The organism is Vallitalea okinawensis, from assembly GCF_002964605.1.
GTDB lineage: Bacteria > Bacillota > Clostridia > Lachnospirales > PQDH01 > Vallitalea_A > Vallitalea_A okinawensis.
The window spans coordinates 68,369-82,038 of record NZ_PQDH01000002.1; the positions used below are offsets into that span (position 1 = coordinate 68,369).

Annotated in this window: 14 protein-coding genes; 1 reads left to right on the plus strand and 13 read right to left on the minus strand. The window is 33.7% G+C overall.

Features of this window, described 5'->3' with window-relative positions; all coding sequences use genetic code 11:
• Positions 1–145: 145 nt before the first annotated feature.
• From C1Y58_RS05490 to C1Y58_RS05510, 5 genes are all read right to left on the minus strand, one after another.
• A complete protein-coding gene (locus C1Y58_RS05490; RefSeq protein WP_170311530.1) occupies positions 146–592 on the minus strand; it encodes a CBS domain-containing protein in 447 nt (148 codons plus the stop codon).
• Positions 586–2,109, minus strand: coding sequence for an NAD(P)H-hydrate dehydratase (locus C1Y58_RS05495; RefSeq protein ID WP_105615013.1), 1,524 nt, complete (start codon positions 2,107–2,109; stop codon positions 586–588). Before C1Y58_RS05495 ends, C1Y58_RS05490 begins: the two co-directional genes overlap by 7 nt.
• Positions 2,106–2,486: a holo-ACP synthase gene (gene acpS / locus C1Y58_RS05500; protein WP_105615014.1), complete on the minus strand. Its 381-nt coding sequence runs from the start codon at positions 2,484–2,486 to the stop codon at positions 2,106–2,108. Before acpS ends, C1Y58_RS05495 begins: the two co-directional genes overlap by 4 nt.
• Positions 2,479–3,105, minus strand: coding sequence for a V-type ATP synthase subunit I domain-containing protein (locus tag C1Y58_RS05505; RefSeq protein ID WP_105615015.1), 627 nt, complete (start codon positions 3,103–3,105; stop codon positions 2,479–2,481). Before C1Y58_RS05505 ends, acpS begins: the two co-directional genes overlap by 8 nt.
• Before the next feature lie 165 nt (positions 3,106–3,270).
• Positions 3,271–4,392, minus strand: coding sequence for a hypothetical protein (locus C1Y58_RS05510; protein WP_105615016.1), 1,122 nt, complete (start codon positions 4,390–4,392; stop codon positions 3,271–3,273).
• A 158-nt stretch (positions 4,393–4,550) separates the two neighbouring features.
• Here C1Y58_RS05510 and C1Y58_RS05515 point away from each other — a divergent pair, with 158 nt between their 5' ends.
• Positions 4,551–5,687 (plus strand): THUMP domain-containing class I SAM-dependent RNA methyltransferase, encoded by a 1,137-nt coding sequence (locus C1Y58_RS05515; protein ID WP_105615017.1) that lies wholly within the window; start codon positions 4,551–4,553, stop codon positions 5,685–5,687.
• 2 nt (positions 5,688–5,689) lie between these two features.
• Here C1Y58_RS05515 and C1Y58_RS05520 read toward each other — a convergent pair whose 3' ends face one another.
• From C1Y58_RS05520 to cobI, 8 genes are all read right to left on the minus strand, one after another.
• Entirely contained in the window at positions 5,690–5,941 is a 252-nt protein-coding gene (locus C1Y58_RS05520) for a hypothetical protein (RefSeq protein ID WP_105615018.1), read from the minus strand.
• 78 nt (positions 5,942–6,019) lie between these two features.
• A complete protein-coding gene (locus C1Y58_RS05525) occupies positions 6,020–6,271 on the minus strand; it encodes a hypothetical protein (protein WP_105615019.1) in 252 nt (83 codons plus the stop codon).
• 113 nt (positions 6,272–6,384) lie between these two features.
• Positions 6,385–8,214: a beta-N-acetylhexosaminidase gene (locus C1Y58_RS05530; RefSeq protein ID WP_170311531.1), complete on the minus strand. Its 1,830-nt coding sequence runs from the start codon at positions 8,212–8,214 to the stop codon at positions 6,385–6,387.
• 112 nt (positions 8,215–8,326) lie between these two features.
• Complete coding sequence (locus C1Y58_RS05535) at positions 8,327–8,536, minus strand: ferritin family protein (protein ID WP_105615021.1); 210 nt, start codon at positions 8,534–8,536, stop codon at positions 8,327–8,329.
• A gap of 85 nt (positions 8,537–8,621) precedes the next feature.
• On the minus strand, positions 8,622–10,460 hold the full coding sequence (locus tag C1Y58_RS05540; RefSeq protein ID WP_105615022.1) for an HD domain-containing phosphohydrolase: 1,839 nt from the start codon (positions 10,458–10,460) through the stop codon (positions 8,622–8,624).
• A 134-nt stretch (positions 10,461–10,594) separates the two neighbouring features.
• Entirely contained in the window at positions 10,595–11,284 is a 690-nt protein-coding gene (locus C1Y58_RS05545) for a DUF1361 domain-containing protein (RefSeq protein WP_105615023.1), read from the minus strand.
• Positions 11,285–11,505: 221 nt separating this feature from the next.
• Positions 11,506–12,873 carry a cobyrinic acid a,c-diamide synthase CobB gene (locus C1Y58_RS05550; RefSeq protein WP_105615024.1) on the minus strand — a complete coding sequence of 456 codons (1,368 nt, stop codon included), beginning with the start codon at positions 12,871–12,873 and terminating at the stop codon, positions 11,506–11,508.
• Positions 12,874–12,876: 3 nt separating this feature from the next.
• Positions 12,877–13,578, minus strand: a complete 702-nt coding sequence (gene cobI / locus C1Y58_RS05555; protein WP_157949968.1) for a precorrin-2 C(20)-methyltransferase — start codon at positions 13,576–13,578, stop codon at positions 12,877–12,879.
• Positions 13,579–13,670 lie beyond the last annotated feature (92 nt).

Genomic DNA, 13,670 nt, shown 5'->3' on the forward strand with positions numbered 1-13,670 from the left:
TCTTTTGTATTTTAGCCAGAGGAGGTTCATCAGAATTCGTTCCTGTACATCCTACACTAAAGGTAAAAACACCAATCAAAAGAAGAACAATAAGTATTTTAAATCTTTTGATAAAGCATAACCTCCTTACCGAGGCCAAAAGGTTCTACAGAAGAAGCTTTAACATATCATGACGACTTATGATACCTACAAGTTTTTCATCATCATTCACTACTGGTACACGATTAACATTGTCTTCTACCATTATTTTTGCAACTCTTTCTGAAGGGTCATTTTCATTGACATACTTTACTTCACTAGTCATGATTTCACCAACTTTTGTAGCAACTAGTTTTTTTAACTCCCTTTCGTACCTCTTTACACCTTCAATATATATTATACTCCCAAGAATATCGATATATGAAGGTAGACGAGGTTCTTTTTCTTTCTGAATTAAATCTGCCTCAGTAACCATCCCAATAATATGCATGTCATCATTAACTACTGGAACACCACTAACACCTGTATTATACAATAATTTCACTACATCCTCTATCAGCATTTCTTCGTGAACATAGTGTACATTTTTTTCCATCATATCTTTTATCAGCATAGTATCCCTCCTAAACCATCGCATAAATCTCCAGCCATTAAGGCTCTCATACCATTTTCTTTCGCTACCCAATCGCCTGATGCACCATGAAAATAAACACCTAAGAATGCAGCTTCATTTACAGACACACCTTGAGCAATTAAACCACAGATTATACCTGTAAGTACATCCCCTGAACCAGCAGTTGACATCCCCTGATTTCCTGTTTGATTGATATATACTTCACCATCAGGGATGGATACAATTGTTCGCGCATCCTTTAAGACACATACAACACCATACTCTTTGCTAAACTCACTAGCTGTATCAATAGGATTACCTTTAATCCAAGCTATACTCTTTCCAGTAAGACGACTCATTTCACCAATATGAGGTGTTATTATAATTTGATTACTACAACGCTTAAGTAAATCTTTGTTATTTGCAATCAAATTGAGACCATCTGCATCAATAACTAGAGGACATTGACTTTTCTTAATAATATCCTGTAAGAAATCATATGCATAATCCTCCTGACCTAAACCAGGACCAATGCCTATGACAGTAGATTGAGTGCATAATTGTTCAAAAGTGTCTCTATTTATAATATACCCAGAACCATCAATTCCATAAGGCAAAGTAACAGCTTCTGCTAATCCTTGCTGTATAATAGGTTGAATATCCTCTGGTATGATAAGGCGTACTAATCCCGAACCGATACGATAAGCAGCTTTCCCAGAAAGAATAGCTGCTCCAGTCATGTTTTTTGATCCTGCAATAAGCGAAACTTTACCAAAAGAACCTTTATTACTCCATGGAAATCGCTTCGGTAATTTACTGTAAGCTTCCTCTTTCGTAAGAGTAAAAATATTTGCTTCTTCTATTCGAGGTATATTTTGAGGTATACCAATATCAGCTACCGTTAATTCACCACTTTGATAGGCTCCTGGATAAAGCAGATTACCTATTTTAGGTAAAGCAAAGGTAACTGTCTCATCAGCTTTAATAGCCACACCCATGATTTCCCCTGTATCACCGTTAATTCCAGATGGGATATCTACCGCTATCGTGTAGGAACTATAGGCATTAACCATATTAATAACATCTAAATAAACCCCAGTCACTTCTCTTGATAATCCTGTTCCAAATATACAGTCAAGAACCAAATCACTCGTTCCTATGATCTGATTGAGATTCTCTATTGGATAATGTTGGCTTATCAGAGTTACGTTAATACCTAATGGCTCAAGCATATCATAATTTATCTTAGCATCACCTACAATCTTTTCCGTCACTCCTATGATGAAAACTTCTACTTGATAATGCTTTTGATTAAGATGGCGTGCCACTGCAAAACCATCACCACCATTATTCCCTTGTCCACAAAATATGAGGATTTTTCCTGATTGTTTATATGTCTCAACTGCATTTACAACGCTAATAGCTGCATTTTCCATCAGTATAATGCCAGGAATACCATAGTCTTTAATAGCGGACTCATCGATCAACCTCATCTGAGAATTATAAACTACTTTCATCTAATGACCTCCTCAGCCACCACAAAAGCAACTACATCTTTTCGATTATGACTTATCGTCACATGAATATGGTCAATACTTAGTTCATTTTTAAGGGTTTTGGCTTGATTATATAAATTGACATAAGGCTTACCTAAGCGATCTCTTAGAACTTCAATATCTAACAAAGAAAAACTTCTAAAGCCAGTTCCTAAAGCTTTTGAGACAGCTTCTTTTGTTGCAAAATTGGCTGCAATCGTACTGGGATTAAATGAGCGTTTTTCAAATAAATCACGTTCATCCTCTGTAAAATGCTTTGTTAGAAAACGTTGATTCTTTTCAACGGCTTCTTTTACTCTGTCAATTTCAATAATATCAGTACCAATTCCTTTAATCATCTTTGCCTCCAAATATATTATCAAGTTTTTCTACAACTATTGCCCCTGCTACATTATGTATACTTTCATAGAGATGCTCCATCTCTGAATTAATTTCTTCTTTTTGTACCATCTTCTCTTTAATCAGTTGACGAAGTTCTTCAACTTCTTTATCGATCTCACTTACTTTTTGACTTTTTACTTCTAATTTATTATAGCATACAACTGCGCTATCAATAAATAATGCTTTGTTAGCAATCTGGATTTCATAAGGAACGTCGATTAAGCGATCTTGTATTTGAATCATTTCATCATTGATGTCTTCAACTCTTTCTTTTAGTTTAAGCAATTCATCATTGTCTTCTCCAGAATTTAAATTCTTATTGGCAACAACTAAAATCTGATCCATTAGCTGCTTCTTTGTTTTAAAAAGTCTTTTGTGATCGTTAGTTAATCCTCCTCTTTCTTTAAGAAGAGTATTCACTTTTTCCTCTAATTTTATAATCTCTTGATGCTTCTCACCTTCATCAAATAACTCATGCCAATTTACATCAATGGTCAATATGTTAAGTTTACTAGCTGCAATCTCGCTATTAAGCCTTTGAAATAGTTCTTCTTTATCTTGTTTTTTTAAATTCATCTTCAACCTCTTTCTAGACCTATTGAACTCAATAATTAAAGGTTTCTTTCCTTAACGCTCAATAAGTCTAACATGAATAGCATTTTAATCTTTTTTTTATGCTTAAATCTTACCCGTCTCATTGGGGGTAACGGGTTCCATATAATATATCGACAGTTCTATCAATTATTTGAAGTTAATGTCTTCATCTGCTACACGATGAATAAAGCCAAATTGATCTCTAGCAAAAAGAGTTAATGAATATGTACCTTTCAAATCTTTTTTAATAGCATTAACCCTACCATCATCCAAGGATTTGATGCCGCTTCCTAACCTTGCAACAGTTTTATCACTCTTCTCAATTCTCTTTATAGGTTCTGGAAAACTATTGTCACCTTTCGGATACATAATGAGAGTATATTCTTCAGCATCATTAATAGGTATCCAGTTAACAAGGTGACTCTTATACCCTTCTAATACGTCATTTTCTTCAATGATGAGATTGGTATATGACAGAGTCTGTGGCATTATTACCGGTTTCGTACCTGTAACTTTCTCATACCAGTATTCAAATAATCCGACCACATCAGCTGCTAAAGGTATATCCAAGTTCTCTTGGGGTATGAGATTAAAATCCACGTTTGTATAGGAATATTGATAAATGCTATCTTCTAGTCTTTCCTCAACATCTTTAAAATCAATGGAATTCCTAGCTAAATCTGATCCAAATAACTGTACATAATCTTCAGCAGCTATTTCACTTATATCCCATCGATGCTTAAGTGGGTCTAATTTATCATCATATGACTTCACCAAAGGGTACATATAAAATTGCCTTATTTTAGCGTATTCTGTTTCTGTCCACTGTTTTTGCCCCTTTCTCTCTTTTTCAATCAGATAGTAGGTGGTGAAATGATGCCCATATTCATGGGCTAATACTCTTGCGATCTCTTCTATTTGATTATACTCGTCCATGTTGTAAATCTCAATCCGAGCCTTTTTGCCTAATGAAATCCCACCATCTCTTTCGTAGTAGTCATCATAATAATATGCTGCAACATCTTCTTTTTGTGGATACAGATAAATTCCTTCTAAGTACTTTAATTCTTCACCATGAAAATTATTTAGCAACTCATGGTAAAGCAACTCAAGTTTTTTTACATCCTTCCAATTATTTGAATAGCTAATAATCCTAGTGCCTTCTTGTCCTTTATAAACACTAACCGGCTTGTCAGTACTATAATAAAATACTGCTAGTCCAATCAATATTAATGAAGAAATAAGCACATATATTTTAAAAAATCTCATCCACTATCACCTTGTCCTTTATAAAAATCTATTAAGAACAACGTTTATTTAGTACAATTTTTGGATAACCCCTAGAAAAAAAACTAAGAAACCTATATAATAATTGAGATAAACAATATTGAAATGAAAGTTTTAGAATATAGAATGGAGTGTTTATATTGGCTAATATTGAACTCATCGCCACTTCCACATTTGGTTTAGAAGCCATTGTAAAAAAAGAGGTTAAAGATTTAGGTTTTGAAATAAAACAGGTTGAAGATGGTAAAATAACCTTCTTAGCAACTAAAAAGGATATCCCCAAAGCTAATTTATGGTTAAGAGCCGCTGATCGTGTTCTTATCAAATTAGCTGAATTTAAAGCTGTTACCTTTGAGGAACTTTTCCAAGGCGTTAAGGCTATCCCATGGGAAGAATGGATTTCAGAAGACGGAAATTTTATTGTTAATGGTAAGTCTGTTAAATCCAAATTGTACAGTATTCGTGATTGTCAATCCATCACCGAGAAAGCTCTCGTTGAGCGATTGAAAAAACATTATGAGACAGACTGGTTTAGTAAAAAGGGACCTGATTTTCAAGTACAAGTTTCTATCCTTAAAGATGTTGTTACTATAACGCTAGATACATCGGGTCCAGGGTTACATAAACGTGGCTATCGAACGCAGGCAGTTGCAGCGCCTTTAAAAGAAACCTTAGCTGCTGCATTAATTGATATAAGTTATTGGAATCCTAGTCGTGTGCTACTAGATCCTTTCTGTGGTTCAGGAACTCTAGCAATAGAAGCTGCCATGATGGCGAGAAATATCGCTCCTGGCTTAACAAGAAGTTTTGATTCCGAAAAATGGCCAACCTTAAATAAAGAATACTGGCAAGAAGCTCGTAAAGAAGCTTATGCAGCTATAGATCTTTCCAAAGACTTAAAGATCTACGCCTCTGATATTGATGAATCTGCCATTGAAATAGCAAAAGAAAACGCCATAGAGGCAGGCGTTGATGATTGCATTCACTTTGATGCCAAAGGAGTAAGTGAAATCAAAGTTGAGGATAATTATGGTGTTTTAATTACCAATCCACCGTATGGGATAAGGATAGGTGAGAAAAAAGAATTAATAAAAATCTATAAAGATATGCGAAGAATATTCCGCAATCGTAAAACATGGTCTCTTTATGTGATTACTTCCGACGAGCGTTTTGAAGGAACTTTTGGGAAAAAATGCAACAAAAAAAGGAAGCTATACAATGGTCGCTTAAAAGTTGAGTACTATCAATACTTTGGTGAGCGACCAAGCTCCCTTTAGAATTAAATTATGAATCCACCTTCGCCAAGTTGGAATGTAATTGTTATACCAACAGTAGGTGTTAGATTAACTGTTAGTGTGAAATATGGTGGATCTGTTGTAGTTCCTTGAGTAAAAGATAGATTAAATGATATATTGGCTTTAGTTAATGTATTAATAGCAGCATGGACTTGTGCAAGATTAGCTGCTTCTAAATCACATGACGATTTATGTATATCCGTTAATATCAGGTCTAAGAGTTCCTTATCGTTCATAAGCTGCCCACCTATTAGTTCTCTTAACCATTATATGCAATATTATGTATATCGGTGAACGGGCAAGCTTCATTTAAACTATTGAATTAAACCTCCTTCTCCAAGTTGGAACGAAATTGTTATGCCTACAGTAGGAGATATAGCGATAGTTAGTGTAAAGTAAGGCGGATCTGTATTCGTTCCCTCATTAAATTGAAGGTTAAAAGATACATTAGCTGATGTTAATAAATTAATGGCAGCATGTACCTGCACAAGATTAGTAGCCTCCAAATCACAGGTTAATTTATATATATCTGTTAATATGAAATTTAATAGATCTTTTTCGTTCATATGCTGTCCCACCTATTAGTTCTGTTATCATTATATGCAGATGATATAGACATATTCGGTAACTAAATCATTTACAGAAAAAGAAGTATACAAAAAGCTCCTTATAGGAGCTTTTATATACTTCTTAGCCATTTATTAACCGTTATAAAAATTTCTCTGATCCGATATAATTCACTTTCTTTATTGCGTTGTCGCCATATCCTCTTATACTTAACCAACCATTTTTCTATCCCCTCAGCAATTGTCTCTGGATTTAGTAGAAGTTGACACGATTGATTGAGTATATTTTTCTTGCATACAAGATAGAGTGCATTGAACAGATAAACACCTTCTAAAGAAATCAGGAACTCCTCCAAATCTTGACGATGCTCTACTTTTAGACAACCCAAATAATCTAAAAGCTGCTCTTTTATTTCTATTAGCTCATTGTTGGCTTTAAAGACAGATTGCTCTTCTACCTTCAAGTCCTTAAGTTTTTCTACATGACCATTATGAAAATATCTGCCAATAGGTGTAAGATCCATTAAATGATTATTCGACACTTCAGCTATCCTATTGACCAATTTACCAGTCGTATCACCATAGTGAACTACACTTATTGCCTCATTACATTTTTCAAAATCTCTATCCTCATCTGTGTTCCATGACATGATTGCCCCATATATGAGACCTGGCGTAGAATTAGCCAAAAGATTAATGTGTCCATAATCGCCCCAATCTGTATTTAGTAATCCAACAGCATTATATTTAGCAGCGTATTGACTTAATCGTCTAATATTCTCATAGGCATTTTGATGGTGATTCATTAACTTATTCCATCCCATTACACCTGGGCATACATATTGCTGTAAGCCACTCTTAGCAATTTCAGCAAATTTATCTTCTTTGACCTTCGGATTGTAATCCCAGTTTAAGCAAATGATGTCCTTAGGTAATTCTTCTATGAAAGCAGGTTCATTTAAAATAATATCTCCCCAAAACATCACCTTTTTATTATGCCCTTTTACAATATCTATGATTTGCTTCAAAAAGTCTACATACAGTCGGGTTTTGCCAACTTCTTCAGCTTTAACCTTATTCTTACCACGACCTAAGTCAAATGTTTCATCTGCACAAATATTAAATTGGTTGGATGTAAATAGAGGTATAAATTCATCTATCATATTTTTCACAAAATCTATACTCTTTGGATTAGATACATCTAAAGTATGATGCGCCATTCGATCATGCCAAGAATAGTTTGTATCTAACGAGTCATCTAATTCACATAATTCATTAAAACTATAGCTTTTTAAGGCTTCATAAAGATGCCCAAATGTAGCTATCGAAGGAACTAACTCAATGTATCTTTCTTGGCAATAGCGATCCAGTTCCATGATTTCTTCGGCAGTTAAAGGGTCTGTAACATTCCAAACTTCGCTTTGACCTTCAAATGCAAATGTATGCTCAATATAAAGTTGAAGTTGATTGATTTTATACATGGAACAGATATCAACTAAATGTTTCATCGTATCAAGTGTTGGAATTTTCCCTCTTGTTACATCATGATAAAATCCCCTATGAGGTAGTGATGGTTCATCTTCAATTTCTAAGCAAGGAATGCGTCTACCATATTGCTTGACTAGTTGTAAAAGCGTTTGGATACCATAAAAGACACCCCTGGATTCTCTACCAAGAATTTTAATATTTTCCTCTGTTATAATTAAGTGATAACCCTCAATATCGCTCAAGTCCTCTGATAATATCAGCTCAATGCATCTCTTACTATGTGAGAAGCAATCTAATTGGCAATGTAATCCTAAATACTTTTGAATGCCTTTTTGAAGCTGCTTACTATTGAATAACATGGCATTTTCTCTTTTAGAAATAATCTTTATCTGGTCATCAATGGCAAAACATCCAGTATGTTTGACCAATGTTTTAGGTTTTGGTAATAAGTACATAAAAAAACCACCTTCCATAATGATGTTTACATTATAAAAGATGGTCTATTTCTCAACAAGGAGAATGTTGCTATTATTTAGCACAATATTGCTATTGATTAAAGACACTTGATTAATCTCTAAAAGAATTATCGAAGTCATGTCCTTTATATTTCTTAATTAGTTCAGATAATTGTTGAGCATGATGGCCTTCATCTTCTGCTAATTGTTTAAAACAGGTACACACTTCTTCGTCTTGAATACCTTTGGAATACATTTCATAGTCTCTTACTGCTTCCTGAGTATTTAATAACGCTCTTTCTAAGCAATCTAGTTTATCCATAGTAAAACCTCCTACATCAATTTTCATGGATAACACTAGTATACCCATTATTTCAAAGCATATGCCTAAAATAATATTTTCTCATCTAAACGACTTCTTGCTCTTTATGGCTGTACTTTTTTCGTACCTCAATAAATTCTTCTTGATTTAAGAAGAAGAGTTCTATTAACCTTGGGTCGAATTGCTTACCCTTTTGATCATTAAAATATTCCATAATATGTTCTCTCTCCCACGCATCTTTATAGCAACGTTTGCTACTTAACGCGTCAAACACATCAGCTATAGCTACTATTCGTGCATAGATATGTATGGATTCACCCTTTAATTTTCTTGGATAACCAGATCCATCCCATTTTTCATGATGTTCATAAGCAATAATACGAGCCATCTCAAAGAGTTCACGTTTAGAACTTTTTAAGATGTCATTACCTAGCTTAGTGTGGGTTTTAATAGTTTCAAATTCTTCTTTTGTCAATTTCCCTGGTTTCATAAGAATTTTCTCAGGTACACCAATCTTTCCTATATCATGTAAAGCCGAAGCTATTTTTAAGTTTTCAGCTTCATTTTCTGGTAGGCCCGCTTTAATCGCTAATAAATAGGATAACTCGGCTACACGTTTTACATGATCAGAAGTTGCTAGACTTCTAACTTCTATTACATTACCTAACATATAAATAAGTTCCTTTTGCGTATCCATTAATTCATTAGATAAATCAATGACTTCGCTATTCTTCTCTTCAATGACTGTTTGTCGTTTGTTGACTGCCATTAAATGAGCAATAATCATTAACAATAAAGCCATTATGATTGAGAAAAAAAGAAGTATTAATCCATATTGATCTAGAAAGCTTGGTGGTTTATTTACTAACACTGCACTTTCAGGTAATGAAGCTTCAGTAATATGGTATCTTTTTATTTTTGAATAATCATAAATTGAGAACTTAAATAATTGCTTGTCTTGTATAATAGAGGGTAAGTCAATACCACTCCAATACTTTTCTAAGGTTTCCACTGCTGTTTTTCCATATGTCATTTCGGAAACTACGTAGCCACCAAAACCACCATCTTCTATTTCATATTCAAAAAAACAAAAAATAGGAACCGATGATATCTCAGAAAAATCTCGTAAAGCATAGGTTGGATTAAATCGTTTACCATTAGCATCCTGAGCAAAAACACTATAAAATATCAAATCTTCTGGTGTTGCCTCATACAAAACTCTCTGTAAATCTGAATACGAATATTGATCCAGATACTCAACATTATATGTTTCACTATAAGGTTCTAATGTTTTTTCTAATTCTTTTTTTAAATAAATACCAGTTGTTGTTTGGTCTACGATAACTTTAATATTTTTGGTATCTTCGTTAACCATAAGTGCTTCCTTAAAAGCCCTATCGTAATCAACTTTATCAGATATAACAGTTGTAAGAGGTTGTATCTCTTCTACTGTATATAAATTATTAATACCAATGGCTACAATAGGTTCATCTTTAAATAATGTTTCTCGATTTTTTGTTATAAATTCGTAAGCATTATCATCTGTAAGGATAATACCATCAATAGCCATATCACCATATTTCATTAGTAGCTCTTCATAAAGCTGTGCAAAATATTCATCTGAATAATGTAATTTCGTATCAAAATATTCAACATAATATGTAATTTTATAATTTGATGTTTGTTCGATGGTTTCAATTTGCTCTATAATCCCTGAATGAAGTTGATTGGTCCATTGATAAACTGCATCATAGGAATGTAATATTAAAATACTCTTTTCTTCCTTTGCACTTACTGTAGTCATCTTGGGGGTATTAAATAAATTAGCATTCTCCTGAGTAATAATGAATATAGATCCTAGAACAGCTAATAAAATAATAGATGATACGAGTAGTAAAATGTTTATATTTCTAAGCTTCTTCATCCTAATCACCTTATCGTATATTTTTTATCTAGGTTTTTCGAATAGTAAAATTTCCTATAAAATAAAAACACATCAATTTTTTCTCTCTATAAGTAGTGGTATTTCACACTAAAAGGAAGATGAAAACGGAGCTTTTACGCTCCTTTTCTTAAACTTATTAAATTATAAAAGAGCACATACACACATAATAACATCATTGTAAATAATCCGACAAAAGATAGCATATCCATATGTAATGTTTGGATCACATTATTGAATAGTTTTATTGGATTTAAAATATCCCAACTATTTAGTCTTAAATATCTACCTATATATATAGCATAACTACTGAGAACCATAACAATTGCGACAAATCCCCAACTAAATAATGGTCCATAATTGGAATCAAGTATATTTTGCATTGCATATAACGAGATAATCCCCATAATAAAACCAAGTAAGATCACGAATATTAGTAACCAAAATTTAAGCCAACCGCCATTGTCCATGACAACAATGTCGTTATTAAAGTAGTAATCAACTCGACTTTTTATGTGTAACGCATCTGTGATTATATATAGTGTATTGGGGTAAAAAAATAACCACATCAAAGTTAATAAATGATTAACCCATGACCTGCCGCGTTTTATAATCATTTTTCTTCTATAAATAATTAGAGAAATAATATATGGAACCCAACTTAAGAAGATATTCCATATCAAAAACATAAGACTCCTATCGTCAAAGAACATGTATCTACTAGCTATAATCACAGAACTAACTATTGAGAAAAAAAGTAATAGGCTGGACATGAATTTGAATTGATCATAAAATTTATTCTTCATAACACCACCACATAGTTTATTTAGATTTTACTGCAACGTATACTTTGTCAACACCCTCCTTTTTTATTTCCATGAGAAAATTATACCAAATTTTTTGACAAGTTACAAATAGATTATTCAAGTTTCGTCTTTTTAGTAAACCTGTTTACTTCAAATTATTCCATATTATATGGGTAAATGAAATAAAGCACATATCAGCATAAGACATGTGCCTGTATTGGTTAAATAACATTTAAAAGATTTTCTATAAATTCAAAGTTACTGTACCAGTGGATATGAGGATATCCACATAAAGTATGATACTTTTGCATACCAGATTGCCACTTAGACTCTCTGCCATTTCTAATCTTGTTCATGTTAAATAGCAAATCTTTTTCTTCCTCTAGTTCAACGATGGACCGATGAAATTCATGCACTTTAATTTTTCTTCCTGCTATACCGTAAAGGGACGAATCAGCAAGTTCAAGGTTAGCGTAACCAAATCGCTGCAACCTTTCTGTCATCTTACTTTTCCCATTAATGAATCCAACCATAGAAGCTTTATTTCCATCCAAATCTTCAATCTCATTGGTTAAGTACATATATCCTCCACATTCAGCTATACAATAAAGACCCCTCTCTAAGTTTTCAAGTATTGAAAGTCGCATGGAACGATTATTCTCTAATTCTTTCATGTAAACCTCAGGAAATCCCCCACCTATATATAACAAATCCACATCTTCAGGTAGCATCTGATCTCGCAAAGGGCTAAAAAAATGTATACTAGCACCATAAGCACGAAGTAAATCTAAGTTATCCCAATAGTAAAAGTTGAAGGCTTCATCAAAAGCAACTGCTACTTTAATCTTTCTCCCCAAGGGTGTAATAGATGGTTCCAAGTAGTGTAGTTCTTGTGTGGAGTCGGGTGTAGCTGCTAATTCAAGTAATCCATCCACATCTATGGTTCTTTCCATGGAAGAAGCAAGTAAATCCAGTCGTTCATTTAGCCCTTCTTGTTCTACACTTGGTATAAGACCTAGATGTCTTGAGGGTAATGTAATTGCTGCATCATTTTTAACGTAACCAAAGGGCTTAATATCTGTATAAGCCTCCACGGCTGCCTTTAACAATTCATAATGTGCTTCACTGCTTACGCGATTGAAAATTACACCCTGTACTTGAAGATCAGAATCAAATTCAGAGTAACCTTTTACGATGGCAGCACTACTTCTTGCCATGGCCTTTGCATCCACTACTAATATCACAGGTGCTTTAAGTATCTTGGCTACATGAGCTGTACTCCCCAAATCGTTATCTGGCTTTGCCCCATCAAATAACCCCATAACGCCTTCAACAATGGACACATCTTTTCCCTTAGAATTCTTATTAAAGAGATATTTAATGGTGTTCTCTTCTAACAAAAAACTATCAAGATTCCTACACTTTTCCCCAGTTATATAGGTGTGGAAGCTAGGATCAATATAATCAGGACCTATTTTGAAAGACTGAACATTCATCCTCTTAGAAAGTAGTTTCAATAGCCCCATGGTGACAGTTGTTTTGCCCGCTCCACTATGGGTACCCGCTATGACTAATTTAGGTATGCTCATCACTTAACCCCGTTTCTTATTCACAATAATAGTAGATAAGTAATTAATTTTTGTACCTTTTTTACTTATAAGATCTTTACAAATCTCTTCTTCCTCATAACCACATTTTGTGATCATATAGGCTTGATCCAATAATTGTTGTTCCTCCAATTGGTCAACGATCTGGTCAAATGCCTTTGCAGCTTTCATTAACACTACATTATCAAATTCCTTTAAGTAATACTCGATCTTATCTGTCTGATAGTTAGATGGATAGATAAGCAAAGGTTCATCCCATTCACAAAGACTTTTACCTCTCTTGGCTGCAATAGAACAAAAAGAAGGAATGCCAGAAATAAGTTCTACATCAAATCCTTTCTCCTTAACGCCATCCATAATATAAGCAAATGTACTGTAGATTGAGACGTCGCCAATAGTCACAAATCCTAACTGCTTGCCTTCTTCTAAGTGTGTAACTAATTCATTGATATTCTTATCCCATTGTTCAAAAAGCACCTTTTTATCCGTTATCATTGGGAAATACATCTCAATTATATCTTGATTAGCAAGATAAGACTCAATAGCACGATATGCTTGACTCCTCTTACCTCTCATGCTCAATGGAACGATAATAGCATCGCATTTTTCGATAGTTTTAACAGCTTTTATTGTAATTTCTTCTGGATCTCCTGATCCAACACCTATACCGTATAATTTCCCACTCATCATATGCCTCCTTAAAGCTTAACCCAACTAGCCTTTCTCTATCACTACCTGGACCATGGATATCTTTTCGGCTGTTGCTTCTAAATAATAAT